Source organism: Sinorhizobium medicae (assembly GCF_007827695.1).
Classification (GTDB): Bacteria; Pseudomonadota; Alphaproteobacteria; order Rhizobiales; family Rhizobiaceae; genus Sinorhizobium; species Sinorhizobium medicae.
The window spans coordinates 498,635-518,548 of sequence record NZ_VITA01000001.1 but is presented as its reverse complement, the minus strand read 5'-3'; the positions used below and the strand labels follow the sequence as shown (position 1 = coordinate 518,548).

Sequence of the window (19,914 nt, the reverse complement as noted above, 5' to 3'; positions counted from 1 at the left end):
AATCCTGCACCCGCCTCTCCTCTAAGCCAAACATTGTGAAAATTCATATCGCGCGATCAGCAGGTATCAAGCCACGTGATCGCTGTTGACAGCTGTCAACAGCGCAGACGCTTACCGGCTATTCGCGCCAATGCTCAGCGACCCACGGACTGGGAAGAATATAGTGGCGGAGGTAGCGGAACGCATTCTTCTCCCGCCTGTCCGACGAAAACAGGCCGCGAACATGGGTCAGGGGAGAAACCGCCCTCCCCTTATAGCCGAACTGTCCGTCGATCGCATGTTGCGGCAGCAAACCGCGCGGAAAGATAACCACCCGGGCATCTGCCGGCAGCCGCGGCGGCAGGAAGTAGTTCAAGGGAAATGGCCGCCGGCAATCCTGGCGAAAATGCAGGACGAAGCGCCGGGGGAAGAATTTAGCTCCGCCCGGCGCATTGCGCGTTACGAAGCGTTGCTCGAACTCGTACTCGTCAGCCACTTTCTGCGGGTCGGCGCGGAACTTCTCCTGCAACGGCATCAGCTTGCCGACAGGAAAGCGGAACAGCGACGTCTGCCCCAGACGCTCCAGCGGCGTCGTCTGGTTGCGGGTCATCATCACGTCGTCCGGTCCGCCGATTTCAAAAAATGCGTCGAGCGATCCGACGACCACCAGGTCAAGATCCAAAAACAGGACGGGCCCTTTCAGATTGCCGAGCTTAGGCCCCCAGAGGCGCGCCTTGGGCCAGATTCCTTTGGAGTTTACCGGCATTCTCTCGACATCGAGAGGCGGAAGGTCCTCGCAGAGTATTTCGGGCCGGAGGCCCTCGCGATTATCTGTAAAGCACGTGAAGGTGAAGGGGGGCGTTATGTTGCGCGCAACCATCGCGTAGAGGCGATTGATGAACGGCGCACCATACTTTGTGCCCCAGTTTATACAGATAAGCTGTTTGACTCCGCCGCTTGCGGCGAGAACCTCGGATGCCATTGTTTTCGTCCATCTTTTGCTAGCGGCGCTTGCGCCAGGGCAAGCCGCACTGTTGGCATTTGCGCCTGTCTGAACGCGAGTGGAGTTTGCAGTTCACTGGAGCGGGATGTGGAGTGCGGCATTCCGCTCGCATCCGGCTTTTAACTTATTCCACATAAGTTAAAAGCGAAAATCTCTTACTATCGAAGCTAGCGGACGCTCCCAGAAGACGGGCTGACGATGCTTCCATCGGCGTTCGCAGAACAGCGGTGCTGGATAGATATGGAGGTGCAACGCGGTTGACAGCTGTCAACTCAGCCGCCTCCCGCGCTCGAACGTCGGGGATCTGGGGCCGCGAACGATCGGCCGATGTGCAATAAGAGTGGAAAACCCCCAAATGTCTGTGATGGAAGGGAGGGGCGTGCTACCTTCCGTCCTGCCGCCAATGCGTTGCTTTTTTAATGAGATATGAATTTCCAGATCCGCTCGACCCGGCGCTGCTGCCGGCACTGATGACCGCCGAAGACGCGCTTGCCCGGCTGGACGAGCGGACAGGTCGTCATGCGGTCGCCGCGGGGTTCAGGGAGCGCGGCCAGTTTTTCGATGCGACGGCTGCCCTTTGGGTGGCCGGAGAACTCGTCCATGTCGAGGATCTCGTTCTGCACGATTCGCATATGGATGCGCGCGCGCCCTCGCACGAACTGACGATTGCGCATGCGGTGCTAAGGGCGAGGCGACGCCTGGAGCTGGCCGATGCCGATTGGGCATTTTCAACGTCTGGATTAAGTGCCTTGAGAGGCGAGGGAGGGGCGGTCCCCAATTATGAACCTCGTGAACGCTCGGATCCCGAGGGGGAAGCGAATCCGACGGATGCACCGGACGACCCGATGGACGGTTCCCTCTCCGACGCGTTCGCGGAGATCGATGCCGCAATCGCCAGGTCCGAGCGGCTGCTGGAGATTCACGCTGGAAGCGTGACGGAGGCCGATAGTGCCGCTGTCGAATTGCAGACCTCTAGAATGGAGCCGACGGGCCAGCTTGGCCTGCTTTTCGACGAGGAATGGGATGAGGCCGCTCGGCTGGATGCCTGGCGCGCCGTGCTGCCGGTCGCCGACCAATTGCCCGCCACTCTTGGGGCCGCCGTTCTTTTCGATGCATGGGAACGTATCGAACCACTGCGCCGGCAGCATTGGCTAGGCTCGCTCCTCGTCGGCGCCTATCTGCGCCTTCGCGGCAAGGTAGATTCGCACGTGCTTGCCTACAATACTGGCCTGAAGACAATCCGTCATGAACGACGGCGTTCGAAAGACCGGCTGACGCGTCTTGCCGGCTTTCTGGAAGCCATGTCTGCCGCAGCAGAGCTCGGAATGAAGGAGCTCGATCGCCTGTCGCTTGCCAAAACGCAGATGGAAATGCGGATCAGGGACCGCCGTTCGAACAGCAATCTTCCAGGACTGATCGACCTCGTGCTGTCGAGGCCAATCGTCTCCGGTCCTTTGATCGCGCGCCATCTGGGTATCACGCCTCGCGGCGCGCTCAATCTCGTGCGCGAACTTGGGGTGCGAGAGATGACGGGCAGGGGACGTTATCGCGGGTGGGGTGTCCTCTGAACGCCGAAAGGCCGACGGTTTCAGCTGCGACGGAGATTCAGCTCACTCGTCACTACACGCTTCCCGGAAGCCGGGTCCACATCGACGGTACTCAGGCGCATTCCGTTCTCGCCGAGCTTCTGCACGATGAGCGTCGCCTTCCGATCGCCATTGACTTCCCTTGCCCAGGTGACGGTGAGATTGATCGCGTTGCCGCGGCGCCTGCCTGACAGCGCGGAGCGCCCGCCCCTCGGGCCGACATAGATGCCGGTGTAGCGGGAACCGTCGGATCTCAGATCCGCGCTGATCGATCGCGACACCACGAGCAGGCCACGGCAGGTTCCTCTCATCGAGAGGGCGGTGCCGTTCGCTTGCGAATCGAAGTTGCAGGAAACATTGATCGCCTCTTTGTCGATTCGGAGAAGCACCGTGCCGCCACCCGTCCATCGGCCCTCGAGTGAACCAAGAAAGGCCGCCTCGTCGGCGGGTGCAGCATTCGTCTCGACGGGAAGCATTTCGGCGGAAAGCACGAGCCAGACAAGCAGGAGCCGAAACAATTGTCGCCGCTTCATCGTCATGGCCCTCCCGTTAGATCACGATGGTTTTCGTGGATCAACCTAAGTCCGGATGAAACGGCGCACCGATCTGAAGGTTCCGGCACGTGCGGCAGGACCGGATCCTATTATCGGCGCTACGCGCGGTGACGGCCGACTTCTTGCCGAATGGAACAGCCGCAACTCAGGCGAATTTTCTTGCGCCGGCGACGCAGGCGACGATCGCAAGCGTCGCAGCGAGCATGCCCCAGCTCACCGCCTCCCCCAGCAAAGTCGCTGCCAATGCCAGACCGAAGAAGGGCTGCAACAATTGCAACTGCCCCACCGCGACGGTCCCGCCCAGCGCAAGGCCGCGATACCAGAAGATGAAACCGACGAGCATGCTGAAAACCGAAACGTATCCGAAACCGATCCAGGACGCCGCGCTCAAGTCCGCAAAGCTTGCAGGCATGGTTGCGAGCATGAGGACCGTCATGAGCGGAAGGGAGAGGGCAAGGGCCCAGGAGATGACCTGCCAGCCGCCGAGCTTCCGAGACAGCTTCGCGCCCTCCGCGTAGCCGAGCCCGCAGGCAATGACGGCCGCGAGCATCAGGAGATCCCCCACCGGCGAGGCCGAAAAGCCTTGGCGGGAGGCGAAGCCGACGACGATCGCGCTGCCAATGCACGAGAACAGCCAGAATGCCGGTCGCGGACGCTCGCCGCCTCGGATCACGCCGAAGATGGCAGTCGCAAGCGGCAGAAGACCGATGAAGACGATGGAATGGGCGGACGTCACGTGCCGCAGTGCAAGCGCAGTCAACAGCGGGAAGCCGACGACGACGCCGAGCGAGACCACGATCAGCGGGACGATGTCACCCCGATCGGGCCGTCGTTCACGGAAGGTGAAGAGCAGGGTGACGGCAATGATACCTGCGATCGTCGCCCGCGCTACGGTGAGGAAGATCGGATCGAAGTCCATGACAGCCACGCGCGTAGCCGGCAGCGAGCCGCTGAAAATCACCACGCCGATAAAGCCGCTCATCCAACCGCTTGCTGACTTGTCCATAGGATGCTCCTTTTTCCCCGGTATCGGGCGGGAACGCTGGCTCTTCCAGAGACAGTCAGGTACAGTTTCGAAGAACTGTTATGGAGAGAGAGCCGGTACAGATGCAGCGGAATGCGGCGAGTTCGCTGGGCGAGAGCCTCATTGCCAAGGTCATGGGTACGGTGCAGCAGCGGATTGCGGCACGGAGTTTGACGCCGGGTTCCCGGCTCCCTTCCATTCGCTCTTTCGCCTTGTCGATGAAAGTCTCAAAGTCCACCGTCGTCGAGGCCTATGAACGCCTTCAGGCCGAAGGCCTGATTCGTTCGCGGCCGGGCTCCGGTTTTTACGTAGCGGCGCCGTTAGCGCCGCTGACGCTCGCCGAGATCGGTCCGCCTGTCGACCGGGCCGTCGATCCCTTATGGATCTCGCGCCAGGCGCTGGAGCCGGGGGAGGGCGTGCTCCGGCCCGGCTGCGGTTGGCTGCCGCCGTCCTGGATGCCGGAGGAAGGATTGCGACGCGCCTTGCGCGGCATTGCCCGCGGGAGCAGCGCGACGCTCGTTGATTATGGTGCTCCGCTTGGATTGCAGCCCTTGCGCCAGCTTCTGGCACGGCGCGTGGCGCAGCACGGCATCGAGGCATCGCCGGACCAGATATTGCTCACCGAATCCGGCACGCAGGCAATCGATTTGCTTTGCCGCTTCCTGCTGAAGCCCGGAGATGCGGTGCTCGTAGACGACCCCTGCTATTTCAATTTTCACGCACTCCTCAGGGCGCATCAGGCAAGAATCGTCGGCGTTCCCTACACGCCCAGCGGACCGGATATAGGCCGCTTCGCCGAAGCGCTCACTGAGCACAAGCCGCGACTTTACATTACCAATTCAGCCCTTCACAATCCGACCGGCGCAACCCTGTCGCCGCTCGTCGGCCATCGCCTGCTCAAGCTCGCCGAACAATCCGGGTTGACGATCATCGAGGATGATATCTTCGCCGATTTTGAAGAAGCGCCCGCGCCGCGTCTTGCGGCCTTCGACGGCCTCGAACGGGTGGTGCACATCGGCAGCTTCTCGAAAACGCTCTCGGCGGCCGTTCGGTGCGGTTTCATCGTGGCGCCTCGTGATTGGGTGGAGGCCTTGACCGACCTGAAGATCGCGACGTGCTTCGGTGCAGCCGGGTTCTCTTCGGAATTGGTGATGGCGCTCTTGAAGGACGGCAGCTATCGCAAACATCTTGAGGCGGTGCGCCAGCGCCTCGCTAAGGCGATGGCCGACGTTGCGGAAAGGCTCGCCCGGATCGGCATCACGCCCTGGATAGAACCGCAGGCCGGCATGTTCCTCTGGTGCCGCCTGCCGGATGGCATAGACGCCGCCAAACTCGCAAGGGAATCTCTCGGCAAAGGCATCGTGCTTGCACCAGGCAATGTCTTCAGTCACGCACAAACGGCTGCCGGCTTTTTGCGCTTCAACGTCGCCCAGTCGCAAGACGATCGGCTCTTCCGGGAGCTCGAAGCGCTGATGGCCCTTGCATGACCGGCAGCCCGAAGAGCTCGGGCTGTGGGTCGCTGATCTGTCTCACGCTACCGGGGATTGACAGTGGCAGGATGGGTAATGTTATTACGTTTGAGAATTGTAACGTAATAACATAGCGAATTTCCCGAACGTCTTCGCACTTGCCGGATTGGGAATGGCCGGCCGGCACGCAGACCGCCGGGACGGCGCCGGCAAGGCCTCGAATGTTTGCAAGTCAAGAAAGGAACTCCGATGACACTGTCACTTACCCGGGCCCACCTGATGGCCGCGGTAGCGGCAACCCTTGTGTTCACCGCCGTCGGCGCGCGCGCAGACGACCATGAGACGGAGGAGGCCTGGCGCCTGTTCGTCGCCGATCACAAGCAGCCGGTCGTGCGGGCGATCGATTTCGCCGACGGCAAGGAACTGGGCCGCTATGACGTGAAGGGATATGCCGCCCTGACGGTCAGCGCCTCCGGGCAGACGGTTTTCGCCGCGCAGTCGGACCAGGACATCGTCCATCTCATCAAGACCGGAATCGACTTCTCCGAGCACGGGGAGCACCGTGATCTGAAGGTTTCCGACGCTGCGCTTCTTCCCGTGGCACTCGAAGGCAAGCGACCCGTCCATGTCGTACCGCATGACGATCACGCGATCATTTTCTACGACCGCGGCGGCGTGGCGGAAATCGTCGACGAAGCAGCGCTTCTCGAAGGCAAGAAGGCGCAAGTCAGGACCGTCGATGCGACGAAGCCGCATCACGGTGTTGCCATCACCATGGGGCAGCACGTTCTCGTCTCGGTGCCGAACACGGAAATCGAGCCGGAGCCGGACAAGCTGCCTCCGCGTATCGGCCTGCGTGTCGTCGACGAGAAAGGCAACCAGGTCGGCGAGATCAGCGAATGCACGGATCTTCATGGTGAGGCGATGTCGGCCCGCCTCGTCGCCTTCGGCTGCAAGGAAGGGGTACTTGTCGCCCGGCCCGGCGGCATCGACGGACCCAAGCTTGAATTGCTCCCGTACCCGTCCGATTTCCCGAAAGGCCATACCGGCACGCTGCTCGGGGGAAAAGCGATGCAGTTCTTCCTGGGCAATTACGGTGACGACAAGGTCGTCCTCATCGATCCGGACAGCAGCGAACCCTATCGCCTGATCACCCTGCCGACGCGGCGTGTCGATTTCCTGCTGGATCCTGCCATCCCGGCCAATGCCTATATTCTGACGGAGGACGGCGATCTTCATGTGCTGGACGTCGTCAAGGGCGAGATCGTTCGTAAGGGCAGGGTGACGGAGCCGTACAGCAAGGACGGCCATTGGCGCGATCCGCGCCCGCGTCTTGCGGCAGCGGACGGTCAGATCGCGATCACCGACCCGCGGCACTCGCTCGTGCGCGTTGTCGATGCGGAGACGCTGAAGGAAATCCGTACCATTTCCGTCGAGGGTCAGCCCTTTGCGATCGTCGCCGTCGGCGGTTCGGGCGCGTCGCATTGATCCAAGCGGCCGCCGCCGATACGAAGCCGCCGCGGCGGCTTCGTATTTCGTGCATTTAGGCTGGCCTCAGTGCAGGTGCCTCAGCTTGTCGGGATTGCGCACCACATAGATAGCCGCGACTTTGCCGCCCTTTATATCGAGGGCGGTGGTCTGGATTTCACCGTCCGCCTCCATCGTGATGAAGCCGGGCAGCCCGTTGAGGAAGCCGACGCGCAGAAGCTTCGAGCCGTTCGCCTGGAAAAGGGCAGCCAGTTTTTCATGAACTTTCATTACGGCATCGAGCCCAAGGATCGGCACAGTTGCGGCCGGCCGCTTGCCGCCGCCGTCGGCATGAATGCTGACGTCGGCCGCAAGCATCGCGCCGAGCGCGTTCATGTCGCCGCTGCGAGAGGCGGTGAAGAAGGCCTCGGCAAGCTCGAGACCGCGCTCCTTCTCGACATGGAAGCGAGGTCTCGCCTCGCGGATATGGGTGCGCGCGCGGGCGGCCAGCTGGCGGCAGGCGGCGGTGTCGCGCTGGACCGTCGCCGCGACCTCTTCGAAGCTGAGCCCGAACACGTCATGCAGCAGGAACGCCGCTCTTTCGAGAGGGGAAAGGCGTTCCAGCGCCAACATCAGCGGCAAAGTGACGTCTTCTTCTTCCTCCTCTTCAACGACGGGATCCGGAAGCCAGGGACCGACATAGGTTTCGCGCTGGCGCCGCGCCGATTTCAGCTGGTCGAGGCAGAGCCGGGTAACGGTGCGGCGCAGGAAGGCCTCCGGCTCGCGCACCGTCGCGCGGTCGGCCCCCATCCAGCGGATGAAGGCCTCCTGCACCATGTCCTCGGCATCGGCCACGGAGCCGAGCATACGATAGGCGACACGCATCAGCTTCGGACGCAGCGGATCGAAACTTGCCGCTGCCTCGGCCTGCGTGGCCGGCGTCATCAGGCGACTGCCTTTTCGGCGATTGCTGTCGCTGCTGCAGGCTCGACCCACAGGCCGAAGCCGACGGCGAGGCGGTTCCACCCGTTGATGACATTGATCATGAGCGTGAGCTTCACCTGCTCTTCCTGCGTGAACTCTGTCTCCAGCGCCGGATAGGCGTGTTCATGCTCATGTCCCTCGGAAAGCCGTGTCAGAGCCTCCGTCCAGGCGAGTGCTGCGCGTTCGCGATCGGTATAGCACGGGGCCTCGCGCCACGCCGAGAGCAGGTAGATGCGTTGCTCGGTCTCGCCCTTGGCCCGAGCTTCTGCCGTATGCATGTTGATGCAATTGGCGCAGCCGTTGATCTGCGACGCACGAATCTTGACAAGCTCGATGAGGCTCGGCTCAAGGCTCGAAGCGACCGCGGTCGATATGCTGAACCAGTTCTTCATCAGCGAAGGAGCGGCTGCAAAGGGATCAAGTCTGGCTGTCATGGTGACGTCTCCTTTTCGTTAGTTCCGACATCATGACGAGACAGGAATGGCTGGTGTGACATCGACGCGAAATTTTGTTGCCTCTGCAGTCACAGCAGCCTGGAGAACGGACATCAAGACTGCGTTGCAGAGCCGATCATCCTATCAGCCTTCTCTATGTCGTGAAGGAACTTGCTCAGGACGTCCCTGCTTGCGGCAAGTCTCTCCATTTTATGATCCACAAGGCTGATCTGTTCATTGAGCGTAACGCGCAGCTCGTCGCACGGCTCGAATACGGGCCCTTCGCCCCGCACGCAGGGCAGGAACTGCTTGATGGTCGCAAGCGTCATTCCAGCGGCTCCAAGCAATCTGATCCGGTCCACGGTCCGTTCGTCGGCACGCCCGTATTCCCGGTAGCCTGCGGAAGTGCGATGCGGCGCAAGGAGACCTTCCGCCTCGTAGTAACGCAGCATCCGAATGCTCACGCCGGTCCGTCGCGACAGCTCACCGATTTTCATACGCCCCCTTGACCCTGACAGTGCTGTCAGACCTTAAACCTTGGGCTCTTTTGTGTGAACCCATCAGGAGCCCAGCCATGGCAGCCAGTGTGAACTCTTTCCAAATTGTCCTTGACGGCCGTAAGGCGGCCCCTGAGGAGCTGAACCCTTTGGTTTTCGCCGGCTTTGCCCATTTCACCGCCATGCAGGTTCGAGACGGCAAGGTCAGGGGAATGGATCTTCACCTGGCGCGCCTGCGGGCAGCCTCGGTGGATTTCTTCGGGGCGGCTCTCCCGGACGAAAGCCTGCGCTCTTTCATGAGGATCGCCATTGAGGACGGCTCTTGCGAGCAATCTCTGACGGTGACGATTTTTTCGCGAAGCGGCGAGTTCACATCGGCGGGTATCGGCAGCGAACCGGCTGCGCTCGTTCGAACGGGGCCGCCCTCGAAGGGGCCGATTGGCCCGCTGAGGCTTGCAGTGGTCAATTTCGAACGGCCGCTTCCCACTGTCAAACACGTCGGTGAGGCGGCCAAAACCTACTACCTGCATCAGGCGGTCCGGCAAGGTTTCGACGATGCGGCCTTCGTCGACCGGCGCGGCAGACTGAGCGAGGCGACGATCTGGAATCTCGTCTACTGGGACGGTGAAGCGGTCGTCTGGCCGGAAGCGGCGGTCCTGGCCGGCGTTACCATGGGGGTCGTCAGCCGGCAGCTGAAGAGGCTCGGCATCCCGCAACGACGGGAAGAGATCACTCTCGAAAACCTCAAACACTTGCAGGGGGCGGCCGTAATGAATTCCTGGACGCCCGGCGTACCGGTCACAACCATCGGCCAGGTGGTTCTGCCGGAGGCGAAGCCGTTCATAGAACTGCTGCACAAGGCCTATATAGCCGAACCGGCGCTTTCTATCTGACATCCTGATGCGGGGCGTGCCGACCGCTCAAGCTCCATATGCGCCGCGCTGCCACAGGTTTTCCGTGGCAGCGCTTCTCGACTACACCTCAATCCTCCTCGACGAAGACCTGTTCGCGCTTCTTCTTGACGCTCGGCAGGAAGACAATGACGAGCACGGCGGCGGCAAGGAGGAGTAGGGTTGCGCTGATCGGCCGGGTGACGAAGGTGGACGCGTCGCCGCGCGAAAGGATCATGGCGCGCCTGAGGTTTTCCTCGAGCAGCGGTCCGAGAACAAAGCCGAGGAGGAGCGGCGCCGGCTCGCAGCGCAGCTTGAGCAGCAGGTAGCCCACAAGGCCGAAGAAGGCGACGGCGTAGAGGTCGTAAACGTTGGAATTGACGCTGTAGACGCCGATCGAACAGAAGGCCATGATGATTGGGAAGAGCACGAAATAAGGGATTGTCAGGAGCTTCACCCAAAGGCCGATCAGCGGTAGGTTGAGGACCACCAGCATCAGATTGCCGATCCACATCGAGGCGATGATGCCCCAGAAGAGCGCGGGTTGCTCCGTCGCGACGTTCGGTCCCGGAACGATGCCCTGGATGATCATTGCACCGATCATCAGCGCCATGACGGGGTTTGCCGGAATGCCGAGGGTGAGCAGCGGAATGAACGAGGTCTGCGCACCGGCATTATTGGCGCTTTCCGGTCCGGCGACGCCGGCGACTGCGCCGCGGCCGAATTCCTCCGGACGGTCGGAGAGGCGCTTTTCCACCGTGTAGGACGCGAAGGCGGCGAGAATGGCGCCGCCCCCCGGGAGCACGCCGAGCGCCGAGCCGATCGCGGTGCCGCGCAGCACCGGTGCGACCATCTGCCTGAAGTCTTCCCGCGTCGGCATCAAGTCGGTTACCTTGGCCATAAGCACTTCGCGCGTTTTCTCGCTTTCCAGATTGCGGAGGATTTCGGCGATACCGAAGACGCCGACCGCCAGCGCCACGAAATTGAGTCCGTCGGAATATTCGCGGATGCCCAGGGTGAAGCGCGGCGTGCCGGTGTAGATGTCGGTTCCAACAAGGCCGAGAAGAAGACCGAGGGCCACCATGGCAAGCGCCTTGACAACCGATCCGTGCGCAAGCGCGATCGAGGAAACGAGGCCGACGATCATCAGCGAGAAATATTCAGCCGCGCCGAATTCGAGCGCGATCTCGGTCAGCGGCGGCGCGAAGAGCGCGACGAGGAATGTCGAGACGGTACCGGCGAAGAACGAACCGAGCGCCGCAATCGCCAGCGCCGCGCCGGCGCGGCCCTTGCGCGCCATCTGGTAGCCGTCAATGGCGGTCACGGCGGAAGACGACTCCCCGGGCATGTTGATCAGGATAGCGGTCGTCGAGCCGCCATATTGGGCGCCGTAATAAATCCCGGCGAGCATGATCAACGATGAGACCGGTTCAAGCTGGAAGGTGATCGGCAGCAGCATCGCGATGGTCGCCGTGGCTCCGATCCCGGGCAGCACGCCGATCAGGGTCCCGAGGAGTACGCCGATCAGGCAGAAGAAAAGGTTCGCCGGTGAGCCGGCGGTCGCGAAGCCGAGGGCAAGATTGCTGAAGAGTTCCATCGTCGCCTCTGAAGGACTTCCAGGAAAACTTGAAAACCGTTTTCCGACCGGAAGTGGGTAATTTTAAAAAGCCAGGTCGTTACCCTGTGTAAATAAAACAGGGAAACGGCCTAGAACCGGGTCCACGGGCCGAACCGCTCGAAGGGCAGGTTGAGGCCGTAGCTGAAGACGGCGACCGAAAAGATCGTCAGGCCGAGCGAAACGGCGATCGCCCAGAGCGGCTTCATCCGGCTGGAAGCAAAACAGGCGATCAGCGCCGTGACGAAGATTGCGGGGACGAAGCCGAGGCCGCGTACCGTGAGCCCGAAGAAGATCGGCGCCGGCAGGATGAAGAAGATCCCGCGAATGGCGATCGGTCCCATCGGCTCGCCCTTGACCCGGGCCGATTGCACCAGGATTGTCAGGCCGAGCAGGATCAGCACGGCGGATAGAACCAGCGGGAAATAACCGGGGCCCATGCGCAAGGCGGTGCCGAGTTCGAGTCCGAACGACTGCCACGCAAAGAAAATTCCAACCGCCGTCAGGATGCCGCCACACAGCGCATTGGTCGCGTCGAAGGAGATGGATTTCATTGTTTCCCCGTTATTTCCGCGAGCGCCGATTCCCTTCCCGAGGAACCGAGCCGCTGTTTTTTGGCGAACATCTTCGCATGTCCTGCTGACTGATGCATATCGCCCCAACACCGGGCAACCGAAGCATTGCCTGTTGACACCTGTCAACGCCCGCGCGGGCACATCCTTATGAACGCCCGCACGGGTGGAGATGGCTGACGTGCAATCAGTCGGCGTACTGGCCGGCCGCTTCGATCACCGGCTTCCAGCGGGCAATCTCGCTTTCCAGCTTCGCCTTCAGTGCCGCCGGCGTGGCGTCGGCGTCGCTTGACGGCTCGGTGCCGAGTTCGCCGAAGCGGGCAACCACGTTCTCGTCCTTGAGCGCTTTCTGCAGCGATTTCGACAGGCGGTCGGTCACTTCGGCAGGCGTGCCCTTCGGTGCATAGACGCCGTGCCAGATGCCGACCTGGAAGCCGGAAAGACCCGCTTCCTCGGCGGTCGGCAGGTCAGGGAAGATCTTGAGCCGCTCCGGCGAGGTCACGGCATAGGCCTTGATCGTGCCGCCCTGGATCTGCTTCGTCGTGTTCGTCGTCTGATCGCACATGATATCGACCTGGCCGCCGAGCAGGTCGGTCATCGCCGGGCCGGTGCCTTTGTAGGGCACGGTCGTCAGCGGCGTTTCGATCGCGCTCATGAACATCATGCCGCAAAGATGGGACGCGGCGCCGATGCCGGCATTGGCGACAGTCACCGTGTCCTTGTTGGCCTTGACGTGTTCGATCAGGCTCTTCAGGTCGGTCGGTTCGAAGTCCTTGCGGGCGACGATCGTCATCGGAACCTCGGTGACGAGGCCGACATATTCGAAGGCATTCAGCGTGTCATAGGCGAGCTTGCGATAGAGCGTGGCGCTGGTGGCCATGCCGATATGATGCAGAAGCAGCGTATAGCCGTCCGGCTCGGCCTGGGCGACGCGGCCGGCTCCCAGCGTCCCGCCGGCGCCGCCGACATTCTCGACGATGATCTGCTGACCGAGATCCTTGGACATGGACTCGGCGACCAGGCGGGCAACCGTATCGGTCGGGCCGCCGGCCGAGAACGGCACCACCATGGTGATCGTGCGCTCCGGATAGGTCTGGGCGCTCGCCGAAACGGCAAAAAGAGAAACGGCCGCGGCTGCGCTCAGAAGCGCGTTCAGAATTTTCATCTTTTCCTCCCGGATGAATAGTTCGACCCGCCGGCATGGTTCCTCCCGCCGGTTCTGGGTTCACCCATTAGCAATCTTGATTTTAACACAGACAACCGCGGTTCGAGGCGGTTTCATGTTTTTCCCGCGCGTGAACGTGCCAAATGGGTGGATTCGGAAACAAAGGAGCCCGCTCATGGGTGGATTTCCGCACATCGGCGCTTCGCACCACCAGCCTGCCCGCGGCGGAAGCCGTTCCGCTAGAGCGGGATGAGGAGAAGTGTGCGCGGTTTCCGCCCGCATCCCGCTTTGACTTATTGGCATCGATCACGTTCATGTTTCCAGGGTCCCTGAAAACATCGTGATCTAAAGGCCGGTTCGGCGCCTGAGATAGCGAATCTCCGCTTCCGCCAGCGGCCGGCTTGCCCCTTTCGGCAGGTCGCCGAGCCTTACCTCGCCGATCGCGACGCGCAGCAGGCGCAGGCATTCGAAGCCAAGTGCGTCGAGCATGCGGCGGATCTGGCGGTTGCGCCCCTCCGTGAGCTCCACCTCGATCCAGCTGTTCCTGTCGCCGCCCCGCAGGAGCGCGACCCGCGCGGCTCTCAGCAGTTCGCCGCCCTCCGTTACGCCCTCGACCATCCGCGCCGCCATGGCCTCGCCGAGGAAGCCACGCACCTGAACGTGGTACCGTTTGCCGAGATGGGTTTGCGGGTCGAGCAGGCGCTGCGCCAGCACCGTGTCGTTGGTGAAGAGGAGGAGCCCCTCGCTCGCTTTGTCCAGCCTGCCGACTGGTGAGAGAGACGGGGCGTCGACGGTTTCGAGACAGGTGAAGACGGTCGGCCGACCCTCCGGATCGTCGCGGGTGGTTACGAGCCCCCGCGGCTTGTTCAGCATCAGATAGACCTTCGGCTGCGCGGCGATGACGGTGCCGTCCACGGCAATCCTGTCCGCTTCGATATCGACCCAGTGAGCCAGATCGGTAACTCTCCTGCCGCCGACGCTGACACGTCCCTCGGCAATCAGCTTCTCGGCCTGGGTCCGAGTGCAATAGCCGAGCTTCGAGAGCGCGCGGGCGAGCGTCACGCGCTTTCCCGCTCGTTCTCTCCCGCCATCCACCCGCTTTCCTGCCGCTGGGCGGTGTTGCTTCACCGGTTCGGTCTCCTCGCTGTTGACCGTGCTTCATCTGACATAAATGGCAGTGCGAGGCCAGAGTTGCCTCTCACGATAGGGGTGAGTTGGCCGGACTGCTTCTTCCCTTGCCTGCCGATCGTCGGCGGCCCATAAAAAACGCCGACGCCGCGCCGGATCCGGCCGGCGAAGTGCGGAGGAACTGAATATGAGCTTGACGGGAACTTGGGATTTCTGGGTGGATCGCGGCGGCACCTTCACCGACGTCATCGGCCGCGATCCGTCGGGCGCCCTGCGCGCATTGAAGGTTCTTTCGGAAAACCCCGGTGCCTATCGCGATGCGGCGGTCCACGGCATCCGGCTGCATCTCGGCCTTGGCTCCGGCGAGCCGGTGCCGCACGGCCTCATCGGCGAGGTCAGGATGGGCACCACCGTGGCCACCAATGCGCTGCTGGAGCGCAAGGGCGAGCGGCTTGGGCTCGTCACGACGCGCGGGTTCCGCGATGCGCTCCGGATCGGCTATCAGGAACGCAAGAAGATTTTCGCGACCGAGATCATCAAGCCGGAGGCACTCTATTCTGGTGTCGTGGAGCTTGACGAACGAGTGCTTGCGGATGGCACGGTTGAGCTGCCGCTGGACGAGGCGGCGGCGCGGCGGGCGCTCGAAAGCTTGAAGGCGGATGGTTACGGTGCCGTCGCCATCGTCCTGCTGCACGCTTACAAATATCCCGCTCACGAGATGACGGTCGCCCACCTCGCGCGCTCGATCGGGTTCGAGCAGGTATCTGTCAGTCACGAGGTCTCGCCGCTCGTCAAATATGTCGGCCGCGGCGATACGACGGTGATCGATGCCTATCTTTCGCCCGTGCTCGGCCGGTACGTGGCACAGGTTTCGCAAGAACTCGACGTGGGCCGCTCCGGCGCCCGCGTCATGTTCATGATGTCGTCCGGCGGACTGACGGCGGCGGAGATGTTCCAGGGCAAGGACGCAATCCTTTCCGGGCCGGCGGGCGGCGTCGTCGGCCTTGCGCGCACGGGCGAGGCGGCCGGCTTCGACCGCGTCATCGGCTTCGACATGGGCGGAACGTCGACGGACGTCGCCCATTTTGACGGGGAGTACGAGCGCGCCTTCGAGACCGAGGTTGCCGGTGTGCGGGTGCGCGCGCCGATGATGCTGATCCACACGGTTGCTGCCGGCGGAGGCTCGATCCTCCATTTCGACGGGGGTCGCTTCCGCGTGGGCCCGGATTCGGCCGGCGCCAATCCAGGCCCCGCCTGCTACCGCAACGGCGGACCGCTCGCCGTCACCGACGCAAATGTCATGCTGGGCAAGTTGCTGCCCGAGCATTTTCCGGCGATCTTCGGACCGGAGCAGAACCAGCCCCTCGACGTCGAGACGGTGCGCGAGCGTTTCGCGGCCCTTGCGGCCGAGATCGGCGACGGGCGCAGCCCCGAAGATGTCGCTGACGGTTTCATCCGCATTGCGGTTGCGAACATGGTCGAGGCGATCAAGAAGATTTCGGTGAGCCGCGGCTATGACGTGACGCGTTATGCGCTCAACTGCTTTGGCGGTGCCGGCGGGCAGCACGCCTGCCTCGTGGCCGATGCGCTCGGCATGAAGAGCATACTCCTGCATCCGATGTCTGGTCTTCTTTCGGCTTACGGCATGGGCCTCGCCGATATCAGAGCCACGCGGCAGAAAGCACTGGGCGTCGCGCTGGACGAGGCGGCACCGCACGCGATTCTGGAGCTCGGTCACAAACTGCAATCGGAATGCCTGGTTGAACTGGAGGCGCAGGGGATCGCCCTGGAGCGGATCCGCACGCATTTGCGCGCCCATATTCGCTATGCCGGCACCGATACGGTTCTGCCGGTCGAAGCGGCCTTTCCCGATCAGGACGACCAGGCGCGGCTCCGCCGTGACTTCGAGCATTTACACAAGCGCCGCTTCGGTTTCATCGCCGAGAACAAGGCTCTGATGATCGATGCCGTCGAAGTCGAAACGGTGGGTGGCGGGGCTGCAGAAATGGAGGCGGAGGGCCTTGCCGCCACGGCCGGTGAGCTTGTTCCCGACCAGCGAATCCGTTTCTATTCGCAAGGCATGTTTCACGACGCGCCGGTGGCGCTGCGTTCGCAAGTCCAGCCCGGCCAGAAACTCGCCGGTCCTGCGATCATTATCGAGCCCAACCAGACGATCGTGGTCGAAGACGGCTGGCAGGCGGAGTTGACGACGAAGGACCACATCGTGCTGAGACGCGTCAAGGCGCTGCCCGAGCGTACCGCGATAGGCACGAAGGCAGATCCGGTCATGCTGGAAATCTTCAACAACCTCTTCATGTCCATCGCCGAGCAGATGGGCGTGACGCTGCAGAACACGGCTTATTCCGTCAACATCAAGGAGCGGCTCGATTTCTCCTGTGCTGTCTTCGACAGCGGGGGCAGTCTGGTCGCCAATGCGCCGCACATGCCGGTACATCTGGGCTCCATGGATGCCTCGGTTGCGACTGCCATCCGCGAAAACCCGGTGATCCATCCGGGCGACGTGTTCCTGATCAATGCACCCTACAATGGCGGCACGCATCTTCCTGACCTGACGGTTTGCACGCCGGTCTTCGACGATGCGGGCCGCGAGATCCGCTTCTGGGTCGCAAGCCGGGGCCATCATGCGGATATCGGAGGTATCTCGCCGGGCTCCATGTCGCCGCTCGCCACCGATATCGAAGAGGAGGGCGTCTATATCGACAATTTCAGGCTCATCGACCGCGGCCGATTCTGCGAGGAGGGACTCGAGAAGCTCCTGACCGGCGCGCGTTACCCGGTGCGCAATCTCCTTCAGAACGTCAACGATCTCAAAGCCCAGGTCGCGGCCAACGAGAAGGGTGTCGCGGAACTCAAAAAGATGATCGCGCAGTTCGGCGAGGACGTGGTCGAGGCCTATATGGGCCACGTTCAGGACAATGCGGCCGAAAGCGTGCGCCGCGTGATCGATCAGTTGCCGGATGGCGAATTCTGCTACGAGATGGACCAGGGTTGCCGCATCGTCGTGAAAATCTCCATCGATCGGGGGAGCCGCGAAGCAACGGTCGATTTCACCGGAACGTCGGAGCAGCGCGCCGACAATTTCAATGCGCCGGAGCCGGTGACGCGCGCCGCCGTGCTCTATGTCTTTCGGGTGCTGGTAGAGGCCGACATCCCGATGAATGCCGGCTGCCTGAGGCCCATCCGCATCGTCATCCCGGACGGCACCATGCTTTCGCCACGCTACCCGGCGGCGGTCGTCGCCGGCAATGTCGAGGTCAGCCAGGCGGTCACCAATTGTCTCTTCGGTGCGGTCGGGGCGCAGGCAGCCGCGCAGGGAACGATGAACAATCTGACGTTCGGCAATGCCGAGTACCAATATTACGAGACGATATGCTCCGGCGCGCCGGCCGGTCCCGGCTATGACGGCGCCGATGCGGTCCACACCCATATGACCAATTCACGTCTGACCGACCCGGAGATTCTCGAGACGCGCTTCCCGGTAGTTCTTGAAGATTTTCACATCCGCAAGGATTCCGGCGGGTGCGGCAAGTGGTCGGCCGGCGATGGCACCGAGCGAACGATCCGGGCGCGCCAGCGGCTCGACTTCGCGATCCTTTCCGGCCATCGGCGTGTCCGGCCCTTCGGGCTGAAGGGCGGAGAGCCGGGCGAACCGGGCCGCAACTATGTTCGCCGCAATGACGGTCGCATCGAAGAACTGCCTGGCTCGGCTCATACGGTGCTCGAAGCGGGCGAGGCCTTTACAGTGGTGACGCCGACGGGCGGCGGCTATGGGAAGGATGAGGGGCCGGAGGAAGGGCAGTTCTAGGCCAAAGCCGAGCCACACTTCGGCACCCGCTCAAAGCGCGGCGAGGCAACGTTCGACGCGGCTCCAGGTGAGGTGAGCGGCTTCGGAATCGTAGTCCGGAAGCGTGGCGTCGGTATAAAGGTGTCCGGCGCCGGCGTAGGTGAAAACCTCAAGATCGATCGGCGTCGTTTCGGCGGCGCTGCGCCAGGCGGTGACCTCATCTGCCGGCTCGAAGACATCCGGATCGGCGAGATGGACCTGCACCGGCACTCCAGGGCGTGCATTTGCCGGAATTTCGGCGATGCTGTGCAGGAAGAGAACGCCGGCTGTCTCAGGTCGCTTCGGCCAAAGGCTGGCAGCGACCGCAGCGCCCATCGAAAAGCCGCCGAGAACGGCATCGGCAGGCAGCCCGGCGACCGCCCGCTCGGCGCGCTCGCAAAGAGCGCGCCAACCGATTTCTTCCTTGATGGCAAAGCCCTCGTCAATCGAAGAGGCAACCCGGCCTTCATAGAGGTCGGGCGTGAAGACCTCGTGCCCTGCGACTGCCAACCGCTCGGCGACAGCCCGTTCGAACGGGCGCAGCCCGTATACGGAATGGAAGAGGATCACTGTCGCCATGGTCGTATCCTGTGGTCGGGAGGCGTCACTTGACCACGCCGGATTGCCGGCGGCAATAGGCAGTTCGTCACGCGCCGGAGCGGCGCGGCCCTTGCGAAATATGAATTGGGGGGTGGCGGCGCCCCCGAGGGAGGAGAAAGGGCGCCGCCTGTCGGTCGACTCGTCTGTTGTAGGGGAGGGAGCGATGAGTCGACCCTCTTCCACGTTCAGTCGCTTCGGGCAAAAGCGACCGCGTCTAACGCTTCGCCCGGCGGATGGTTCCGACATAATTGGCTGCTGTCGGGCTTTTCAGCCGCATTCCCTGCTTGTCTCGCAGGCGTTCATCAGCGCCGCGTTTGCGGTGCTTGTGACAAGCGGAGGAATAAGGATCGAGAATTATTACAGGAAAGGCCGGATTCGGCCGGCGCGTCTCAACCTGTTGGACCGATGACGTTCGTGATTTCAGATCGATTTGACCTGAGGTCGTCGTGATCCAGGCGAGGGTCGCAGAGCGATACAGATGGGGCTGGGGCGCGCCGCTCTGCGACCCTCGCGCGCCGGGATGGCAATTGGGGCTTGTCCATTGTCCCGGCGCGCAACCAACGAATAGGCGAGGGCAAAACGGCACGCAACCTTGATAGGACCTATGGCAGGCCGCATCGGACTAAGGTCCTACACCGGAACGGCGGTCGAGTATTTGACGCTCTTCAAGGCGAAATGAGACGAAGAATTGGCGACGGCCTCATGGGTGAGGATACCTCGCATCAGCAGGCGCTCATAGTCGGCGACGTCAGCGACGAGGACCCTTAAAAGATAGTCCCAGTCGCCCGACATGGAATAGCATTCGAGGACCTCCTCATGGCTTTCCACGAAGCGCTCGAAATTGCGCCGCGCCAGCGGATCATGAGACTTCATGCGCACCTGGCAGAACACGTTCAATCCGCGTCCGACCAGGTCGGGATCGACGAGGCTTACGGTCTTCACCAGAACGCCCGCCGTCTCCAGGGCTTTGATCCGCCGCCAGCAGGATGCCGGCGAAGCGCCGACCGCCTCGGCGATTGCCGCATGGCTGATGTCGCCCCGATCCTGGAGAATTCTTAGAATTTTTCGGTCGATAGGGTCGAGATTGAATGAATTCATCACAG

Annotated in this window: 17 protein-coding genes; 5 read left to right on the top strand and 12 right to left on the bottom strand. The window is 62.4% G+C overall.

Translation table 11 applies throughout. From position 1 onward, the window contains the following. Positions 1 to 118: 118 nt before the first annotated feature. Positions 119 to 961: a hypothetical protein gene (locus FB009_RS02565; protein ID WP_011969721.1), complete on the bottom strand. Its 843-nt coding sequence runs from the start codon at positions 959 to 961 to the stop codon at positions 119 to 121. A 440-nt stretch (positions 962 to 1,401) separates the two neighbouring features. Between FB009_RS02565 and FB009_RS02560 the strand changes: the two genes are divergently transcribed. Further along, entirely contained in the window at positions 1,402 to 2,550 is a 1,149-nt protein-coding gene (locus FB009_RS02560; protein ID WP_011969722.1) for an RHE_PE00001 family protein, read from the top strand. A 20-nt stretch (positions 2,551 to 2,570) separates the two neighbouring features. Here the strand turns inward: FB009_RS02560 and FB009_RS02555 are convergent, their stop codons facing one another. Beyond that, complete coding sequence (locus tag FB009_RS02555; protein WP_018210097.1) at positions 2,571 to 3,107, bottom strand: hypothetical protein; 537 nt, start codon at positions 3,105 to 3,107, stop codon at positions 2,571 to 2,573. Positions 3,108 to 3,267: 160 nt separating this feature from the next. After that, positions 3,268 to 4,128 carry a DMT family transporter gene (locus tag FB009_RS02550; RefSeq protein ID WP_011969724.1) on the bottom strand — a complete coding sequence of 287 codons (861 nt, stop codon included), beginning with the start codon at positions 4,126 to 4,128 and terminating at the stop codon, positions 3,268 to 3,270. Between the two features lie 80 nt (positions 4,129 to 4,208). On the opposite strand from FB009_RS02550, the gene FB009_RS02545 reads away from it, so the two are divergent. Both FB009_RS02545 and aztD read left to right on the top strand, forming a co-directional pair. Then, on the top strand, positions 4,209 to 5,633 hold the full coding sequence (locus FB009_RS02545; RefSeq protein ID WP_018210096.1) for an aminotransferase-like domain-containing protein: 1,425 nt from the start codon (positions 4,209 to 4,211) through the stop codon (positions 5,631 to 5,633). A 231-nt stretch (positions 5,634 to 5,864) separates the two neighbouring features. Continuing rightward, complete coding sequence (aztD, locus tag FB009_RS02540) at positions 5,865 to 7,103, top strand: zinc metallochaperone AztD (RefSeq protein WP_011969726.1); 1,239 nt, start codon at positions 5,865 to 5,867, stop codon at positions 7,101 to 7,103. Between the two features lie 66 nt (positions 7,104 to 7,169). On the opposite strand, the gene FB009_RS02535 is transcribed toward aztD, so the two are convergent. From FB009_RS02535 to FB009_RS02520, 3 genes are all read right to left on the bottom strand, one after another. Beyond that, a complete protein-coding gene (locus FB009_RS02535) occupies positions 7,170 to 8,027 on the bottom strand; it encodes a sigma-70 family RNA polymerase sigma factor (RefSeq protein ID WP_011969727.1) in 858 nt (285 codons plus the stop codon). Beyond that, on the bottom strand, positions 8,027 to 8,500 hold the full coding sequence (locus FB009_RS02530) for a carboxymuconolactone decarboxylase family protein (RefSeq protein WP_011969728.1): 474 nt from the start codon (positions 8,498 to 8,500) through the stop codon (positions 8,027 to 8,029). Before FB009_RS02530 ends, FB009_RS02535 begins: the two co-directional genes overlap by 1 nt. A gap of 113 nt (positions 8,501 to 8,613) precedes the next feature. Continuing rightward, positions 8,614 to 8,997, bottom strand: coding sequence for a MerR family transcriptional regulator (locus FB009_RS02520; RefSeq protein WP_011969729.1), 384 nt, complete (start codon positions 8,995 to 8,997; stop codon positions 8,614 to 8,616). A 77-nt stretch (positions 8,998 to 9,074) separates the two neighbouring features. Between FB009_RS02520 and FB009_RS02515 the strand changes: the two genes are divergently transcribed. Further along, a complete protein-coding gene (locus FB009_RS02515) occupies positions 9,075 to 9,890 on the top strand; it encodes an aminotransferase class IV family protein (RefSeq protein WP_011969730.1) in 816 nt (271 codons plus the stop codon). Positions 9,891 to 9,978: 88 nt separating this feature from the next. Here FB009_RS02515 and FB009_RS02510 read toward each other — a convergent pair whose 3' ends face one another. The 4 genes from FB009_RS02510 to FB009_RS02495 form a co-directional block, all read right to left on the bottom strand. Beyond that, the gene (locus FB009_RS02510) at positions 9,979 to 11,484 is read right to left on the bottom strand and encodes a tripartite tricarboxylate transporter permease (protein WP_011969731.1); all 1,506 of its coding nucleotides are present in this window, start codon (positions 11,482 to 11,484) and stop codon (positions 9,979 to 9,981) included. A gap of 110 nt (positions 11,485 to 11,594) precedes the next feature. Further along, entirely contained in the window at positions 11,595 to 12,056 is a 462-nt protein-coding gene (locus tag FB009_RS02505) for a tripartite tricarboxylate transporter TctB family protein (RefSeq protein WP_011969732.1), read from the bottom strand. 205 nt (positions 12,057 to 12,261) lie between these two features. Next, positions 12,262 to 13,239: a tripartite tricarboxylate transporter substrate binding protein BugD gene (locus FB009_RS02500; RefSeq protein WP_011969733.1), complete on the bottom strand. Its 978-nt coding sequence runs from the start codon at positions 13,237 to 13,239 to the stop codon at positions 12,262 to 12,264. Between the two features lie 345 nt (positions 13,240 to 13,584). Further along, positions 13,585 to 14,367 carry a pseudouridine synthase gene (locus tag FB009_RS02495; RefSeq protein WP_011969734.1) on the bottom strand — a complete coding sequence of 261 codons (783 nt, stop codon included), beginning with the start codon at positions 14,365 to 14,367 and terminating at the stop codon, positions 13,585 to 13,587. Between the two features lie 187 nt (positions 14,368 to 14,554). Here FB009_RS02495 and FB009_RS02490 point away from each other — a divergent pair, with 187 nt between their 5' ends. Beyond that, on the top strand, positions 14,555 to 18,193 hold the full coding sequence (locus tag FB009_RS02490) for a hydantoinase B/oxoprolinase family protein (protein WP_011969735.1): 3,639 nt from the start codon (positions 14,555 to 14,557) through the stop codon (positions 18,191 to 18,193). Positions 18,194 to 18,223: 30 nt separating this feature from the next. On the opposite strand, the gene FB009_RS02485 is transcribed toward FB009_RS02490, so the two are convergent. Together FB009_RS02485 and FB009_RS02475 are read right to left on the bottom strand one after the other, a co-directional pair. Further along, on the bottom strand, positions 18,224 to 18,790 hold the full coding sequence (locus tag FB009_RS02485; protein WP_011969736.1) for a dienelactone hydrolase family protein: 567 nt from the start codon (positions 18,788 to 18,790) through the stop codon (positions 18,224 to 18,226). Positions 18,791 to 19,441: 651 nt separating this feature from the next. Further along, positions 19,442 to 19,909, bottom strand: coding sequence for an Lrp/AsnC family transcriptional regulator (locus FB009_RS02475; protein WP_018210094.1), 468 nt, complete (start codon positions 19,907 to 19,909; stop codon positions 19,442 to 19,444). Positions 19,910 to 19,914: the final 5 nt, after the last annotated feature.